Source organism: Sphingomonas sp. OK281, assembly GCF_900115295.1.
In the GTDB taxonomy this organism is placed as follows: Bacteria; Pseudomonadota; Alphaproteobacteria; order Sphingomonadales; family Sphingomonadaceae; genus Sphingomonas.
Map to the genome: position 1 here is coordinate 697195 of NZ_FOVZ01000002.1, position 15667 is coordinate 712861.

A 15667-nucleotide genomic window follows, 5' to 3' on the forward strand; every position below is an offset into this window, starting at 1 on the left:
CGTCGCTTACGCCGCATTCATCTTGCCGATCCAGTCACTTTGCCGCAAAGGTGCCCCCGATGAGCGCGATGGCCGATTTCCAGCAGGACGGTGCCGATACCGGCACGCTTCGCTTTACCGGCGATCTGTCGCTCGCAAAGATCGGCAATCTGCCCGATCGGCTCGAGGCGATCGACGCGGCGTCGGTGAAGCATGTCGACCTGAGCGGGGTCGACCGGATCGATACGATCGGCGCTTGGGTCGTCCACCGGTTCGCGGCGCGCAACGATGCGACGATCGATGGGCTCGACGCGAACGACCAGGCGTTGTTCGACCAGGTCGTCGCCTCCGACCAGCCGGTTGCCGCCAGGCCCGTGAAGGTCGGCGCGGTCTCCCGCGTGGTCGGCGAGATCGGCGACGCGGTGGTGCTGTCGGGCAAGACGATGCTCGGCCTGCTCGGGTTTCTCGGCGCGACGACGATCGCGTTCGGCAGCGTCATCCGCCACCCGCGCCGCTTCCGGTTCAATGCCGTGGTCCAGCGGTTCGAGGTCGTCGGCGTCGCCGCGCTCGGCATCGTCGGGCTGATGAGCTTCCTGATCGGCATGGTCATCGCGCAACAAGGCGCGGTCCAGCTGCGGCAGTTCGGCGCGGAGGTGTTCACGATCAACCTCGTCGGTCGCCTGACGATCCGCGAACTCGGCCTGCTGATGACCGCGATCATGGTCGCCGGCCGCTCGGGCTCGGCCTTCGCGGCGCAGTTGGGCACGATGAAGCTCACCGAAGAGATCGACGCGATGCGGACGATCGGCGTGTCGCCGATGGAGGCGCTGGTGCTGCCTCGCGTGTTCGCGGCGATCGTGATGATGCCGCTGCTCGGCTTCTATGCGTCGATCATCGCGATCATCGGCGGCGGGCTGTTGTGCTGGGTCCAGCTCGGCATCCCGCCGGTGACGTTCATCGCGCGTATCCGCGAAGTCGTGCCGATCACGGATCTCTATATCTCGCTGATCAAGGCACCGGTGTTCGGCGCGATCATCGCGATCGCGGGCTGTTTCCAGGGGATGCAGGTCGAATCGGACGCCGAGCAGGTCGGGCTGCGCACCACGTCGGCGGTCGTCCAGGGAATCTTCCTGGTGATCGTGCTCGACGCGTTCTTCGCGGTGTTCTTCACCTGGTTGGGTTGGGACTGATGCCCCGCAAGACGGACAACAAGACAGACGATTTCATCATCTCCGTGAAGGGGCTGAAGAACGCGTTCGGCGATTCGGTGGTGCACGAGGGGCTCGACCTCGACGTGCGGCGCGGCGAGATTCTCGGCGTGGTCGGCGGATCGGGTACCGGCAAGTCGGTGCTGATGCGCTCGATCATCGGGCTGCAGACGCCGGTCGCGGGTGAGATCACGGTGTTCGGCGAGCCCAATATCGGCCGCGAGGAAACCGAGGCGACCGAGATCCGCAAGCGCTGGGGCGTGCTGTTCCAGGGTGGTGCGCTGTTCTCGACGCTGACCGTGGCCGAGAACGTCGAAGTGCCGTTGCGCGAATTCTATCCGGATCTGTCGCCGGCGCTGCTCGCGGAGATCGCGTCGTACAAGGTGGTGATGACGGGCCTGCCCGCGGACGCCGCGAACAAGTTTCCGGCCGAGCTGTCGGGTGGCATGAAGAAGCGCGCCGGTCTTGCCCGTGCGCTCGCGCTCGATCCCGAACTGCTGTTCCTCGACGAGCCGACCGCGGGTCTCGATCCGATCGGGGCGGCGGCGTTCGACGGGCTGACTCAGTCGTTGCAGAAGACGCTGGGGCTGACGGTGTTCCTGATCACGCACGATCTCGATACGCTGTATGCGATCTGCGACCGGGTCGCGGTGCTGGCCGACAAGAAGGTCATCGCGGTCGGGACGATCGACGAGCTGATCGCGCTCGATCATCCGTGGATCGAGGAATATTTCAAGGGGCCACGCGGCCGTGCCGCGGTCGCGACTCAGGAGGCGCACGATCGCGCCGACGAGCAAGCTGCCCAACATCCTACCGAAGTCCAGTCCAAGCAGTCCGCGCCGGACGACGCCGACGCGACATACGCCGAGAAAGAAGCAAGGACGCGCTGATGGAAACCCGTTCGAACCACGTCCTAGTCGGCGCCGTCGTGCTGATCCTGCTGGCCCTGCTGGCGCTGTTCACCGTGTGGATCGCGCGGATCGGCGGCAAGGAAGAGAAGGAATACGACATCTTCTTCCGCCAGTCGGTCGATGGACTCGCGCGCGGCTCTGCCGTCGTGTTCTCGGGCGTGCCGTCGGGGCAGGTGAAGACGATCTCGCTGTGGAAGAACGATCCGCAGTTCGTCCGCGTCCGGATCAGCGTCAACGACGAGACGCCGGTGCTGCAGGGCACGACCGCGTCGATCTCGGGCGTCGGCTTCACGGGCGTCAGCCAGATCTCGCTCGATGGCGCGCGCAAGGGTGCGCCGGCGATCGGCTGCCCCGACACGAAGACGCCGACCGAATGCCCGTACGGCGTGCCGGTGATCCCGACCAAGCTCGGTGGCCTGGGCGCGATCCTGAACTCGGCACCGCAGTTGCTCGAGCGTCTGTCGACGTTGACCGAGCGCCTGACGGGCCTGCTGACCGACCGTAACCAGGCATCGATCGCGGGTATCCTCGAGAACACCAATCGCCTGACCGATGCGCTCGCCGATCGCGGGCCGGAGATCGCCGCGACGCTCGCGCAGACGCGGGTTGCGATCCAGCAGGCGGGCGATGCCGCGCAGCAGTTCGGGGTGCTCGCCAAGACCACCAACGGCGTTCTGTCCGAAGACGTGAAGCCGGCGATGGCGAACCTGAACAAGGCGATCGTCTCCGCGCAGCAGAGCGCCGAAACGCTGAATTCGGCGATCGGCGACGCGCGGCCGGGGTTGCAGGCCTTCTCGAAGACGACGATCCCCGAGGCCAACCGACTGGTTCGCGATCTCCGCACGACCGCCGCGGCGCTGTCGTCGGTCGCCGAGAAGGTCGACCAGCAGGGTGCGAGTTCGCTGATCGGGCAGCAGAAGCTCCCGGATTACAAGGGTAAGTGAGGCACGCCATGAAGACACCGCTCATCCTGATCGCGATGCTGCCACTTGCCGGGTGCATCAGCTTCGGCGCGAAACCGCCCCCCACGCTGCTGACGCTGACGAGTGCATCGTCGGTGCCGGTCGGCCAGAACCAGGATTCGGCGACCGCGAAGTCGATCACGATCCAGGTTCCGGTCGTGCCGCAGTCGCTCGCAACCGCGCGCGTGCCGGTGCAGGCGACGCCGACCTCGATCGCCTACGTGACCGATGCGCAGTGGGCCGAGCCCCCGGCACGCCTGTTCGCGCGGCTGGTGTCGGATACCGTCGCGGCGCGTACCGGACGCGTGGTGTTATCGACCGCACAGTCGATCGGCGATCCCGGCGGGCTGCTGGGTGGCGAGCTGCGCAGCTTCGGACTGGACGCGACGACTCGCGAGGCTGTCGTCACGTTCGATGCATCGCTGACCCGGACGGGCAAGACGACGGTCGAGAAGCATCGCTTCGAAGCGCGCGTGCCGGTCTCGGCGATCGATGCGCCCTCGGCAGCGGCGGGGATCAATCAGGCGGCGAACCAGGTCGCGACCGAAGTGGCGGACTGGATCGGTCGGTGAACGTCCGGTCGGCCTGAACGTTGACGCTCTCTGTTAAGGAGAGCGACGATGCCACAGGGCGACAAGAGCGCGTACACCGACAAGCAGAAGCGCAAGGCCGCGCATATCGCGGACGGCTATGAAGAGCGCGGCGTTCCCGAGAAGGAGGCCGAGGCGCGGGCCTGGGCTGCGGTCAACAAGGATTCGGGCGGGGGTAACCTGTCCGGCTCGGGTCGCGGCAAGCCCGATACGCACGCGTCTTCGCGCGAGGGCGGAAAGCAGGCGGCTGGGCGTAGCGATGCTGCGAAGTCTGCGGCGGCGAAGAAAGGCTGGGAGACCCGCCGAAAAAAGGCTTCCAGCTAGCTAGCGTCTTCTACCCTTCTCCCCTCGGGGGAGAAGGTGGCGCGGCAGCGCCGGATGAGGGGGGCTTCCTCCACCCCCGTCACCTTCCCAACTGGAAAGCGGCACCCAGGCTCTTTCCCACAAGCGGAGAGGGATCAGAGAGCCAGCATCGCCTCCGCTTCGGCCAAATGGAGACGCTCGACCATCTGGCCCTTGAGGCGAATCGCGCCTTTGTCAGCGTTTTCGGGATCTTGAAACGCCGCCACGACCGCGTGCGCCCATGCCAACTGCTCCTCGCTGGGCCCAAAACCGGCGTTGGCCGCATCGATCTGGGACGGGTGGATCAGGGTCTTGCCATCGAATCCCAGCATCGCGCCTTGCGTGCACTCCGCGGCGAACCGGGGCGGGTCGTCCAGCGCGTTGCACACGCCGTCCAGCGCGATGATACCGGCAGCGCGGGCGGCCATGATCGTTGCGGTGAGCGCCGGGATCAGCGGCATGCGATCGGCTCCGAGCCGGCAACGCATCTCCTTGGCGAGGTCGTTGGTGCCGGCAATCAGTGCGGTGAGGCGCGTTTCGGCTGCTGCCGCCGAGAGGGCGGGGAGCGCCAGGATCGCCGCGCAGGTCTCGATCATCGCCCAGATCGGCGGGCCATCTTCACCAAGCGATGCGCGGACCGTGACAAGGTCGGCGACCGAAGAGACCTTGGGGACGAGCACTGCGGCGATGCCGGTCGCGCGGATCGCGGCGATGTCGTCCGCATACCAGGCGGTGTCGAGGCCGTTGACCCGCACGACGAGCTCGCGCTCGCCGAACCCGCCTTCGCGCACTGCTTCGACCACGCGGTCCCGCGCCGCCGCCTTCTCGTCGGGCGCGACGGCATCCTCCAGGTCGAGGATGACGACGTCGCACGCCAGTGTCCGCGCCTTGGCGATCGCCCGTGCGTTGGACGCGGGCATATAGAGCGCGCTGCGGCGGCGTCGGAGCGTCATGGGCGACCCGCCATCAATGCCCGCGTGACCCCGTTGGTCCAGCCGAAGCCGTCCTGGTTGGGGTATTCGCCACCGCCGCCCGGCTTGCGCTCGACGACGTCGTATTTCTCGAGCAGCTTCCCGCTCGCCTGGTATTCGCGATCGACCGAAGCGAGCCAAGCCATGGTGATCTGATCCGCGAGGGCTGTTTCGCCGTAACCGCGCAGGCCTTCGATCGAGACCCACTGGAGCGGGGCCCAGCCATTGGGGTCGTCCCATTGCTGGCCGCTGCCGATCAGGGTGGTGCGCAGGCCGCCTTCGCCGACGAATGGGCGTAGCGCGGTGGCGGTCGCCTTGGCCTGGTCGGGCGTGGCGACCTTGGCGAACAGCGGGAACGCCATTGCCGCGCTGGCGAAGTCGTTCGCGCGGTTGGTGTCCAGGTCATAGTCGGCGAAGAAGCGGCCGTTCCACAGATGCTTGCGGATCGCCGCCGTCCGGGCGGTCGCGCGGGCCGCGTAGGACGTTGCGCAGGCGGTATCGCCGAGCGTCCGGCAGTTCGCGGCGATCGCCTGTTCCATGCCGACCATCAGGCTGTTGAGATCGACCGGCGCGAACCGGGTGGTGCGGATGGTGGCGAGCGTGCGGCCGTCGGCGAGCCAGCGCGACGAGAAGTCCCAACCGCTTTCCGCCGCCGCACGCAGATCGCGGAAGAGTTCGCCGCGGCTACGCGACGGTGTACGGTCGGCGAGTTCGGCGTCCTCGCGATAACTCTCGTCGCGTGGATCGGCGCGGTCGTCCCAATAGCGGTTGAGCAGCGCGCCGTCGAGAAGGCGGACGGCGCGGCGCGATTGCTGGCCGGGCTTGAGCGTGTCGGCGCCGGCCATCCAGAATGCGTGTTCGGCGCGAAGCTGGCGGGTGCGGTTGGCGAGTGTCTTCGGATCGCGCGAGAGACCGGCGATCAGGTAGAAGACCGGCGGTTGCGAACGGCTGAGATAGTAAGTGCGCGTGCCGTTCGGGATATGGCCGTAGCGGTCAATCAGGTTGCCAAAATCGACCACCATGTCCTCGACCAGATCCTGCCGGCCGGAACGCTGGACGCCGAGCAGCGTGAAATAGCTGTCCCAGTAATACATCTCGCGAAAGCGTCCGCCGGGGACGACGTAGCGCTTCGGCAGGGTCAGCGCGGACGAGCCGGCGGGGACGGTCGTTTGGGTGCGCGTGAGTTGCGGCCAGAGTGCGTCGATATGCACCGTCAGGGTGAGGCGCTCGGTGGAAGCGCGCGCGGCTGGCGTAGTCGGGATCGTGAAGTTCGTCTCCACGAACTGGCGCAGTGCCGGCTCGGCGTCGCAGCGACATTTGGCGTAGTCGGCCAGGATCGCCTTCGCCGGACGCTTCGGCGTCGCGTCGGCGAAGGTCTTCGAGTCCGGGAACAGGCCGCGCATCTGCACGGCTTTGTAGAGCGGGCCGAACAGTTGCGCGGGGGACCGCGGCGCGGGCGATGCCGCGACCAGCACCGTCGACAGCGCGAGCAGGCCGTACCGCATCAGGTGACGACATCCGGCGCGGTGCGGCCGGTATGCTCCGCGATCCTCGCGATCGATTCCGCGGCGGCGACGATGCTGGCGAGCATCTCGCCGGTGTCGCGGTCTAGGTTGCCGCCGACGGGCTCGTAGCGTTCTAGGTACACGCGCAAGGTCGCACCGGTGGTGCCGGTGCCCGACAAACGGAACACGACGCGGCTGCCGCCTTCGAACAGGATGCGGACGCCCTGGTTGCGGCTGATCGAGCCATCGGTCGGGTCGGTATAGGCGAACTCGTCCGCGGTCTCGACGGTGAGGTCGCCGAATTGCTGGCCGGGGAGGGTGGCGAGGCTCGCGCGCAAGGCCGCCATCAACGCGTCGGCGCGCGGGGTCTCGACGCCTTCGTAATCGTGGCGGGCATAGTAGTTACGGCCGAACTTCGCCCAGTGATCGCGGGCGATCGCGTCGACGCTTTCACCGCGGACGGCGAGAATGTTAAGCCATAGGAGGACTGCCCACAGGCCGTCCTTCTCGCGGACATGGTCGGAGCCGGTGCCGGCGCTTTCCTCGCCGCAGATCGTCGCCATGCCGGCGTCGAGCAGATTGCCGAAAAACTTCCAGCCGGTCGGCGTCTCGTAGGCGGGGATGCCGAGCGCTTGCGCGACGCGGTCGGCGGCGGCGCTGGTCGGCATCGAACGCGCGATGCCCTTGAGCCCGCCTGCATAGCCCGGCGCGAGGTGCGCGTTGGCGGCCAGAATCGCGAGGCTGTCCGAGGGAGTGACGAAGCGGTGCTTGCCGATGATCAGGTTGCGGTCGCCGTCGCCGTCCGACGCTGCGCCGAAATCGGGCGCATCCGGAGCCATCATCGTCTCGTACAAGGCGTGCGCGTGGACGAGGTTGGGATCGGGGTGGTGGCCACCGAAATCGGGCAGGGGCTCGCCATTGCGGACGGTGCCGGGCGCGAAGCCGAGGCGGCGTTCGAGGATCTCGGTCGCATAGGGCCCGGTGACAGCGCTCATCGCGTCGAACGCCATCGTCAGTTTTGCGGCACGGATCGCGTCGAAATCGAACAGCGTCTCCATAAGCGCGGCGTAATCCTCGACCGGGCCGACGACCTCGACGGGCATATCCCCGACCGTGACCTCGCCGTCGGTGTCGAGGTCGATATCGTCGGCGTCGACGGTCAGCCAGCGGTCGATCTCGAGCGTGCGCGCGTTGATCGCGTCCGTCACGAACTCGGGCGCGGGCCCGCCATTGGCGATGTTGTACTTGATCCCGAAGTCCTCGTCGGGACCGCCGGGGTTGTGGCTTGCCGAGAGGACGAGGCCACCGATCGCGCCACTCTTACGGATCATGTGGCTGGCCGCCGGGGTCGAGAGGATGCCGCCGCGGCCGACGATCACGCGGCCGAAGCCGTTCGCTGCCGCCATGCGGATCGCGACCTGGATGACTTCGCGGTTGAGAAAGCGGCCGTCGCCACCGATGACCAGCGTCGAGCCGGCCTTGTCCGCGACCACGTCGAACACGCTCTGGACGAAGTTCTCGGCGTAGTTCGGCTGCTGGAAGACCTTCACCTTCTTGCGCAGTCCCGATGTGCCGGGCTTCTGGTCGGTATACGGCGTGGTCGATACGGTGCGGATCATGCGGTCCCCGTCAGGCTTGCGTAAAGGTCTGCGTAGCGGCGGCCGCTCTCGTCCCACGAGAAGTCCGCGCGCATCGCGTTGCGCTGCAACATGGACCAGCGATCGGGGCGTGCATAGAGCGCCATCGTTCGGCGCAGCGCGTGGCTGAGTGCTTCGGGCGTGACCCCGTCATGCTGGACGCCGGTGGCGACGCCCGCGGCGATCGCGGCTTCGTTCGCGTCGATCACGGTGTCGGCGAGGCCGCCGGTGCGCGCGACGACGGGGATGCAGCCGTAGGCGAGTCCGTAGAGCTGCGTCAGGCCGCAGGGTTCGAACCGCGACGGGATCAGGATCGCGTCGGCACCGCCTTGGAGCAGGTGCGAGACGGGTTCGTCATAGCCGATGCGGACGCCGATCCGGCCGGGATGGCGTTCGGCGGCGGCGAGGAACGCGAGTTCGAGTTCGGCATCGCCCGAGCCGAGCAGCCCGAGACGACCGCCGAGCGCGACGAGTTCGTCGAGAGCGCCGGCGAGGACGTCCATCCCCTTCTGCCAGGTTAGGCGGCTGATGACGGTGAAGATCGGGCCGTCGCCGGCGTCGAGGCCGAACAGGGTTTCGACCGAGCGCTTGTTGGTGCGGCGGCGGGCGAGCGTGCGAGCGGTGTAGCGGGCGGGGAGGGCCGCATCCGTCTCGGGGTTCCAGACGGCGGGGTCGATGCCGTTGACGATCCCGGTGACGCGACCGGCGCGGTCGTTGATGAGCCCTTCGAGGCCCATCCCGAATTCGCCGCGGCGGATTTCGGCAGCGTAGGTCGGGCTGACGGTGGTGATCGCGTCGGCGGCTTCGAGGCCGGCCTTGAGGAAGCCGACACCGCCGTAATATTCCACGCCGTCGAGCGCGAAGGCTTCATCGGGGAGCGCGAGGTCGGCGAAGATGTCGTGGCCGTAGCGGCCCTGGAACGCGATGTTGTGGATCGTGACGACCGTCTTGGCGGGGGCGCCGGGGCCGGGGGCGTAGCGGAGATAGGCCGGGGCCATCGCTGCCTGCCAGTCGTGCGCGTGGAGAATGTCGAAGTCGTAGCCGGGGACCGTGCCCGAGGCGAGATCGGCGGCGGCACGGCTGAACGCGGCGAAGCGACGCCAGTTGTCGGACCAGTCCGCGCCGGTCGCGTCGCCGTACGGGCCGCCGCCTCGGGCAAACAGTGCGGGGGCGTCGAGGACCAGTAGCGCGTGGTCGCCGATCTTGGTCTTGAGGATGCGGGCTTCGGTGCCGAGCAGGTCGGTGTAACGATGGACGACTTTCGCGCGCTTGGTGACGGCGGCGAGGGCTGGGTAGCCGGGGAGGAAGGTCGTGAGGGCTACGTTATGCGGCGCGAGCGCGGCCGGGAGCGCGCCGACGACATCTGCGAGACCGCCGGTTTTAATGAGGGGATAGGCTTCGGAGGCGACGGAGAGGACGCGCATCATATCGGCGCTCCGGTTGGGAAGATACTACTGCTCCCCTCCCTGGAAGGGAGGGGCCGGGGGTGGGTTGGTGTGGGGCGTGCGAACCGACTGCCAATGGGCCGACCCACCCCCAACCCCTCCCTTCCAGGGAGGGGGGCAGGTATCGCCAAGTGCATCACGCGGTCAGCCGGTCGATCATGGATTTGGTTACCAGCACCACGCCGTTGTCGGTGCGGCGGAAGCGTTGGGCGTCCGATTCCGCGTCCTCGCCTACGACCAGACCGTCGGGGATTTCTACGCCGCGATCAACCACCACCTTCGACAACCGCGCGCCGCGGCCGATCACGCAGTGCGGGAGGATCACCGCTTGATCCAACATCGAATAGCTGTGCGCGCGGGTGCCGGTGAAGATCAGGCTGCGATGGATCGAGGAGCCGGAGATGATGCAGTCGCCCGACACGAGGCTCGACACCGCCTCGCCGCGGCGGCCGTCGTCGGCGTGGACGAACTTCGCGGGTGGCGTGACCTCGGAATAGGTCCAGAGGGGCCAGCTGCGGTCGTAGAGGTCTAGCTTGGGCACCACATCGGTGAGGTCGATGTTCGCCTCCCAATAGGCGTCGACCGTGCCGACGTCGCGCCAATAGGCCTCGACCTCGAGCCCCGAGCGGACGCAGCTGTCCGAGAATCGATGCGCGACCGCCTTGCCGTGCTTGACGAGGTAGGGGATGATGTCCTTGCCGAAATCGCGCGAGGAACCGGGCGTCTCGGCGTCGCGACGGAGCTCGTCGAACAGCAGCTTGGTGTGGAAGACGTAGATCCCCATCGATGCCAGCGCGATGTCCGGGTTGCCGGGGATCGCGGGCGGATCGGCGGGCTTCTCGACGAACGCGGTGACGTTGTCGTGCTCGTCCACCGCCATCACGCCGAAGCCGACCGCCTCCATCCGCGGCACTTCGAGGCAGGCGATGGTGACGTCCGCGCCGGTCTCGCAATGCTGTTGCAGGATCAGCTCGTAATCCATCTTGTAGATGTGGTCGCCTGCCAGGATGACCATGTATTCGGGCGCGTGGCTCTCGATGATGTCGATGTTCTGGTAGACCGCGTCGGCCGTGCCCTCATACCATTGGAACTCGCTGATGCGCTGCGACGCGGGCAGGATGTCGAAGCTCTCGTTGCGTTCCGAGCGGAGGAAGTTCCAGCCGCTCTGGAGATGGCGGATCAGCGAATGCGCCTTGTACTGCGTCGCGACCCCGATCCGGCGAATGCCCGAGTTGATCGCGTTGGACAGCGCGAAATCAATGATGCGCGCCTTGCCGCCGAAATACACCGCGGGTTTGGCGCGCGTATCGGTCAGCTCCATCAGGCGACTGCCGCGGCCGCCGGCCAGCACATACGCCATCGCGTCGCGCGCCAATGGCTGTCCCCGCCGTTCCACCATGTCAGTCTCTCCCTAATATTCGGCAGTATAACGCGCCGTCACCCGCCGGTTGTTCCGTCGTTGCGCCGGATCGGTCTTCGAACTCGATCAGCCTTCGTATTCGAGCATGATCGTCGCCAGCGGCGGCAGCGTGACCCAGGCCGCACCGTCCTTCGCGACGACGCCGCCGAGATTGCCGAGGCCACTGCCCCAATAGTCATGCGCGTCGCTGTTGATGATCTCGCACCAGCGGCCATCGTGCGGCAGCGGCACGCGGTAGGGCGCGCGGGCGATCGGCGTCATGTTCGCGACGATCGCGATCGGCTTCGCGCCGGGGGCCTTGCGCAACCACGCGAACACCGAATTGGCGGCGTCGTCGGCGACCAGCCACTCGAAGCCCTCCGCCTCGCAGTCGCGCGCATGCAGCGCCGGCTTCTCGCGGTAGACGGTGTTGAGGTCGCGGACGAGGTTGCGGATGCCTTCGTGGCTGCGCGCGTTGCGCAGGTCCCAATCGAGCGCGCGCGCTTCCGACCATTCCCGGCGCTGCGCGAACTCCTGGCCCATGAAGAGCAGCTTCTTGCCCGGATAGCCCCACATGAACGCGTAATAGGCGCGCAAGTTTGCGAATTGCTGCCAGTCGTCGCCGGGCATCTTGGTCAGCAGCGAGCCCTTGCCGTGGACCACTTCGTCATGGCTCAAGGGCAGGACGAAATTCTCGCTGAACGCGTACACCAGCCCGAAATTGATCTCGCCGTGGTGGTGTTTCCGGTGCAGCGGGTCGCGCGCCATGTACTGGAGCGTGTCGTGCATGAAGCCCATGTTCCACTTGAACCCGAAGCCCAAGCCGCCGCTCTTGCCGTCGTCGCTCACCGGCGCGGAGACGCCCGGCCACGAGGTCGACTCCTCGGCGATCGTGAAGACGCCGGGGTGCTGGCCGTAGATCTCGCGGTTCATGTCGCGGAGGAACGCGACGGCTTCCCAATTCTCGCGGCCACCGTCTTCGTTGGGGATCCATTCGCCGCTTTTGCGCGAGTAATCGCGGTACAGCATCGACGCGACCGCATCCACGCGCAGGCCGTCGATATGATAGCGCTCGGCCCAGAACAGCGCGTTGTTGACGAGGAACGACGCGACTTCGCGCCGCCCGAAATTATAGATCGCGGTGTTCCAGTCGGGGTGGAAGCCGAGCCTTGGATCCTCGTGTTCGTACAGCGCGGTGCCGTCGAACTTCGCCAGCCCGAACGCGTCGGTCGGGAAATGCGCGGGGACCCAGTCGAGCAGGACGCCGATCCCGGCGATATGCGCGCCATCGACGAACCGCGCGAAGCCATCGACGTCGCCGAAGCGCGCGGACGGCGCGTAGAGCCCGGTGGTCTGGTAACCCCAGCTCGGGTCGTACGGATGTTCGCTGATCGGCAGGAATTCGATGTGCGTGAAGCCCATCTCGACCACGTACGGGATCAGGCGGTCAGCAAGCGCGTCCCAGGTCAGGAACCAGTCGTTCTCGTCACGGTCCCAGGATCCGGCGTGGACCTCGTAGATGCTGATCGGCACGCGGCGTGGATCGACCGACGACCAGTGTTTCCGATGATCGGTGTCGGCCCAGTCGTGCGCGAGTTTCCGCGTGATCGAGGCGTTGGCGGGGCGGAGTTCGGACGCGAACGCGAACGGGTCGGCCTTGAGCGGTTGTAGCTGGCCATCGGGGCCGACGATCTCGAACTTGTACGCGCGGTATTCGGCGATGTCGGGGATGAAGATCTCCCACACGCCGACGTCGCCGCGCTTGCGCATCGCGTGACGGCGGCCGTCCCAGTCGTTGAAGTCGCCGACGACCGAGACGCGCTGCGCATTGGGGGCCCAGAGCGCGAAGTGGACGCCGTGCGCGCCCTCGTGCTCGATCAGGTGCGCGCCCATCTTGTCGTGGAGGCGGCGGTGCGTGCCCTCCGCCATGAGCAGATCGTCGATCGGGCCGAGCACGGGGCCGAAGCTGTAGGGGTCGGTGACCCACCACGACGTGTCGCCCGCCTCCGCGTGGTATTTCACCGGCTGTTGCGTGCCGTCGATCGGACCCTCGAACAGGCCGCGATCGTCGATGCGGGGGAGGGTGCCGAGCGCGGTGCCGTCGAGTGCGTGCGCCTCCGCCGTGTCCGCGCCCGGCAGCCAGACGCGTGCGAACACGCCGGTCGGGCCGCTGTGGACGCCGAGCAACGAGAACGGATCGTCGTGACGCCCTTCCAGCAGGGCAACGATGGCGCCTTCGGGTGGCTTCACATCACCGTCCAGATCTCGCGCGCATATTCGCGGATCGTGCGGTCGGACGAGAACCAGCCGACGCGCGCGACGTTGCGCACGGTCGAGGCGACCCACGCATCGCGGTCGTTCCAGCGCGTGTCGACCGCGCGCTGGGCTGTGGCATAGCTGTCGAAATCGGCGGCGAGCATGAACCAGTCGCCGTCGTACAGCCCGCCCATCAAGCCGGCGTAGCGCGTCTTGTCGTCGGGCGAGAACACGCCGGACGCGATCGCCGATACCGCCTGGCGGAGTTCGTTCGAGCCATCGATGACACTGCGCGGATCATAGCCATTGGCGCGCTTCGCCTCGACCTCGTCCGCGGTCATGCCGAAAATGAAGATGTTGTCGTCGCCGACGCGGTCCTTGATCTCGATGTTCGCGCCGTCGAGCGTGCCGATCGTGAGCGCGCCGTTCATCGCGAACTTCATGTTGCCGGTGCCCGACGCCTCGAGTCCGGCGGTCGAGATCTGCTCGCTCAGATCGGCGGCGGGGATGATTTTCTCCGCCAGCGACACGTTGTAGTTGGGCAGGAACGCGACCTTGAGCAGCCCACCGACCGACGGGTCGGCGTTGATCCGGCGCGCGACGTCGTTCGCCAGCTTGATGACGAGTTTCGCGTTGTGATAGCTCGACGCCGCCTTTCCCGCGAACAGCTTCACGCGGGGCGTCCAGTCCCGTTCCGGGTGGCTGCGGATTTGGTCGTAGAGCGCGACCGTCTCGATGATGTTGAGAAGCTGGCGCTTATACTCGTGGATGCGCTTGATCTGGACGTCGAACATCGCGTCCGGGTCGACGCGGAGCCCCATCGTCTCCTTGATGTGATTAGCCAGTGCCACCTTGTTCGAACGCTTCACGCTCGCAAAGCGCTCCCTGAAACCGGAATCGTCGGCGAAAACATCCAGATCGACGAGCTTTTCGGCATCGTCGAGGAAGCCGTCGCCGATCGCATCGCGGATCAGCGCGGTCAGGCCGGGGTTGCACTGCTGGAGCCAGCGACGCGGCGTGATGCCGTTGGTCTTGTTGTTGATCCGCGTCGGGTAGAGTTTGTGGAGATCGGCGAAGACCGTCTTCTTCATGAGCTGCGTATGCAGCGCGGCGACGCCATTGACGCTGTGCGAGCCGGCAAAGGCGAGGTTCGCCATCCGCACGCGGCGCTCGCCACCCTCGTCGATCAGGCTGATCGCCGCGATTGCGCGGTCGTCAATGCCGTCAGTACCCCGAGCCTCACGTAGCAGCTTGGCGTTGATCGCGTAGACGATCTGCATGTGGCGGGGGAGCAGGCGTTCGAACAGCGGCAGCGGCCAACTCTCCAGCGCCTCGGGCAACAGCGTGTGGTTGGTGTAGCCGAAGGTGGCGCGCGTGATCTTCCACGCCTCGTCGAACGCGAATTCGTGATGGTCGATCAGCAGCCGCATCAATTCGGCGACCGACACCGCGGGGTGCGTGTCGTTGAGCTGGATCGCGGCCTTGTCGGGCAGCGTGCGGATGTCGCCGAAATACTGGATGTGGCGGCGGACGATGTCCTGGATCGACGCGGACGAGAAGAAATACTCCTGGCGCAGGCGGAGTTCCTGGCCGGCGGCGGTGGAGTCGTTGGGGTAGAGGACGCGCGTGAGCGTCTCGGCGCGCAACTGGTCGGCGAGCGCGCCGGTGAAATCGCCGGCGTTGAAGCGGTCGAGCTTGATCGGATCGAACGCGCGGGCGGTCCACAGGCGGAGCGTGTTGACGTGCTTGCCGCGCCAGCCGACGACGGGGGTGTCGACGGCAGTCGCCTCGACCGCCTCGGATGGGCTCCAGTGGACCTGGCCGCTGTCTGATGCCGTCACTTCGCCGCCGAAGCCGACGAAATAGGCGCTCTCGCGGCGTTCGAACTCCCACGGATTGCCGTGCGCGAGCCAGTTCTCGGGCATCTCTACCTGCCAGCCATCGTCGATCCGCTGGCGGAACATGCCGTTCACGTAGCGGATGCCGTAGCCGTAGGCGGGCAGCGCGAGGCTCGCCATGCTCTCCATGAAGCAGGCGGCAAGCCGGCCGAGGCCGCCATTGCCGAGCGCCGCGTCGGGCTCGATCTCTTCGAGTTCGGCGAGGTCGACGCCGTGGAGCTTCAGCGCCTGCGTGACTTCGTCGTTGCGCTGGAGGTTGGTCACCGCGTCGCGCAGCAGCCGGCCGATCAGGAATTCGAGGCTGAGATAATAGACGCGCTTGGCGCCAGCCGCGTGCGCCGCCTTGGTGGACGCCATCCAGCGTTCGACGATGTCGTTGCGGACGGTCAGGATCGTCGCGGCGAGCCAGTCGTGCGGGCGGGCGGCCTGCGCATCCTTGCCGATGCGGTGGACCAGCGTGTCGAGGATCGAGTCGGCCAGATCCTGGATGACGGGTGCTTGAACGGGCGGCTGTACGGCAGGATCTGAGGTCACGCGGTTTCCGAAATCGTTACGGTCGCGGCG

General features: G+C 66.9%; 12 protein-coding genes. 5 read left to right on the forward strand and 7 right to left on the reverse strand.

What is annotated here, in order from left to right:
* The first annotated feature begins 59 nt into the window (after nt 1-59).
* Genes BM244_RS09320 through BM244_RS09340 form a run of 5 tightly spaced genes read left to right on the forward strand, consistent with a single transcriptional unit; the run spans nt 60 to nt 3974 of the window.
* Nucleotides 60-1169 (forward strand): ABC transporter permease, encoded by a 1110-nt coding sequence (locus tag BM244_RS09320; RefSeq protein WP_093398639.1) that lies wholly within the window; start codon nt 60-62, stop codon nt 1167-1169.
* Nucleotides 1169-2077 carry an ABC transporter ATP-binding protein gene (locus BM244_RS09325; RefSeq protein WP_093398640.1) on the forward strand — a complete coding sequence of 303 codons (909 nt, stop codon included), beginning with the start codon at nt 1169-1171 and terminating at the stop codon, nt 2075-2077. The genes BM244_RS09320 and BM244_RS09325 overlap by 1 nt, the downstream gene beginning before the upstream one ends.
* On the forward strand, nt 2077-3042 hold the full coding sequence (locus tag BM244_RS09330) for an MlaD family protein (RefSeq protein ID WP_093398641.1): 966 nt from the start codon (nt 2077-2079) through the stop codon (nt 3040-3042). Before BM244_RS09325 ends, BM244_RS09330 begins: the two co-directional genes overlap by 1 nt.
* A gap of 8 nt (nt 3043-3050) precedes the next feature.
* Nucleotides 3051-3632, forward strand: a complete 582-nt coding sequence (locus tag BM244_RS09335; RefSeq protein ID WP_093398642.1) for an ABC-type transport auxiliary lipoprotein family protein — start codon at nt 3051-3053, stop codon at nt 3630-3632.
* A 48-nt stretch (nt 3633-3680) separates the two neighbouring features.
* Nucleotides 3681-3974, forward strand: a complete 294-nt coding sequence (locus BM244_RS09340; protein ID WP_093398643.1) for a plasmid stabilization protein — start codon at nt 3681-3683, stop codon at nt 3972-3974.
* Nucleotides 3975-4108: 134 nt separating this feature from the next.
* Here the strand turns inward: BM244_RS09340 and BM244_RS09345 are convergent, their stop codons facing one another.
* From BM244_RS09345 to BM244_RS09375, 7 genes are all read right to left on the reverse strand, one after another.
* A complete protein-coding gene (locus tag BM244_RS09345) occupies nt 4109-4945 on the reverse strand; it encodes an HpcH/HpaI aldolase/citrate lyase family protein (RefSeq protein ID WP_093398644.1) in 837 nt (278 codons plus the stop codon).
* On the reverse strand, nt 4942-6468 hold the full coding sequence (gene treA / locus BM244_RS09350) for an alpha,alpha-trehalase TreA (protein WP_093398645.1): 1527 nt from the start codon (nt 6466-6468) through the stop codon (nt 4942-4944). The genes BM244_RS09345 and treA overlap by 4 nt, the downstream gene beginning before the upstream one ends.
* The gene (locus tag BM244_RS09355) at nt 6468-8087 is read right to left on the reverse strand and encodes an alpha-D-glucose phosphate-specific phosphoglucomutase (protein WP_093398646.1); all 1620 of its coding nucleotides are present in this window, start codon (nt 8085-8087) and stop codon (nt 6468-6470) included. The genes treA and BM244_RS09355 overlap by 1 nt, the downstream gene beginning before the upstream one ends.
* Nucleotides 8084-9532: a glycogen synthase GlgA gene (gene glgA, locus BM244_RS09360; RefSeq protein ID WP_093398647.1), complete on the reverse strand. Its 1449-nt coding sequence runs from the start codon at nt 9530-9532 to the stop codon at nt 8084-8086. Before glgA ends, BM244_RS09355 begins: the two co-directional genes overlap by 4 nt.
* Before the next feature lie 154 nt (nt 9533-9686).
* Nucleotides 9687-10949, reverse strand: coding sequence for a glucose-1-phosphate adenylyltransferase (gene glgC / locus BM244_RS09365; protein WP_093398648.1), 1263 nt, complete (start codon nt 10947-10949; stop codon nt 9687-9689).
* 87 nt (nt 10950-11036) lie between these two features.
* Nucleotides 11037-13199 (reverse strand): 1,4-alpha-glucan branching protein GlgB, encoded by a 2163-nt coding sequence (gene glgB / locus BM244_RS09370; protein WP_093398649.1) that lies wholly within the window; start codon nt 13197-13199, stop codon nt 11037-11039.
* Nucleotides 13196-15592, reverse strand: coding sequence for a glycogen/starch/alpha-glucan phosphorylase (locus BM244_RS09375; protein ID WP_217649120.1), 2397 nt, complete (start codon nt 15590-15592; stop codon nt 13196-13198). The genes glgB and BM244_RS09375 overlap by 4 nt, the downstream gene beginning before the upstream one ends.
* Between the last annotated feature and the right edge of the window lie 75 nt (nt 15593-15667).

Bases quoted from the DNA above. Each gene is read 5' to 3' on its own strand.
- BM244_RS09320 (WP_093398639.1), top strand. From the start codon at position 60: ATGAGCGCGATGGCCGATTTCCAGCAGGACGGTGCCGATACCGGCACG.
- BM244_RS09325 (WP_093398640.1), top strand. From the start codon at position 1,169: ATGCCCCGCAAGACGGACAACAAGACAGACGATTTCATCATCTCCGTG.
- BM244_RS09330 (WP_093398641.1), top strand. From the start codon at position 2,077: ATGGAAACCCGTTCGAACCACGTCCTAGTCGGCGCCGTCGTGCTGATC.
- BM244_RS09335 (WP_093398642.1), top strand. From the start codon at position 3,051: ATGAAGACACCGCTCATCCTGATCGCGATGCTGCCACTTGCCGGGTGC.
- BM244_RS09340 (WP_093398643.1), top strand. From the start codon at position 3,681: ATGCCACAGGGCGACAAGAGCGCGTACACCGACAAGCAGAAGCGCAAG.
- BM244_RS09345 (WP_093398644.1), bottom strand. From the start codon at position 4,945: ATGACGCTCCGACGCCGCCGCAGCGCGCTCTATATGCCCGCGTCCAAC.
- treA (WP_093398645.1), bottom strand. From the start codon at position 6,468: ATGCGGTACGGCCTGCTCGCGCTGTCGACGGTGCTGGTCGCGGCATCG.
- BM244_RS09355 (WP_093398646.1), bottom strand. From the start codon at position 8,087: ATGATCCGCACCGTATCGACCACGCCGTATACCGACCAGAAGCCCGGC.
- glgA (WP_093398647.1), bottom strand. From the start codon at position 9,532: ATGATGCGCGTCCTCTCCGTCGCCTCCGAAGCCTATCCCCTCATTAAA.
- glgC (WP_093398648.1), bottom strand. From the start codon at position 10,949: ATGGTGGAACGGCGGGGACAGCCATTGGCGCGCGACGCGATGGCGTAT.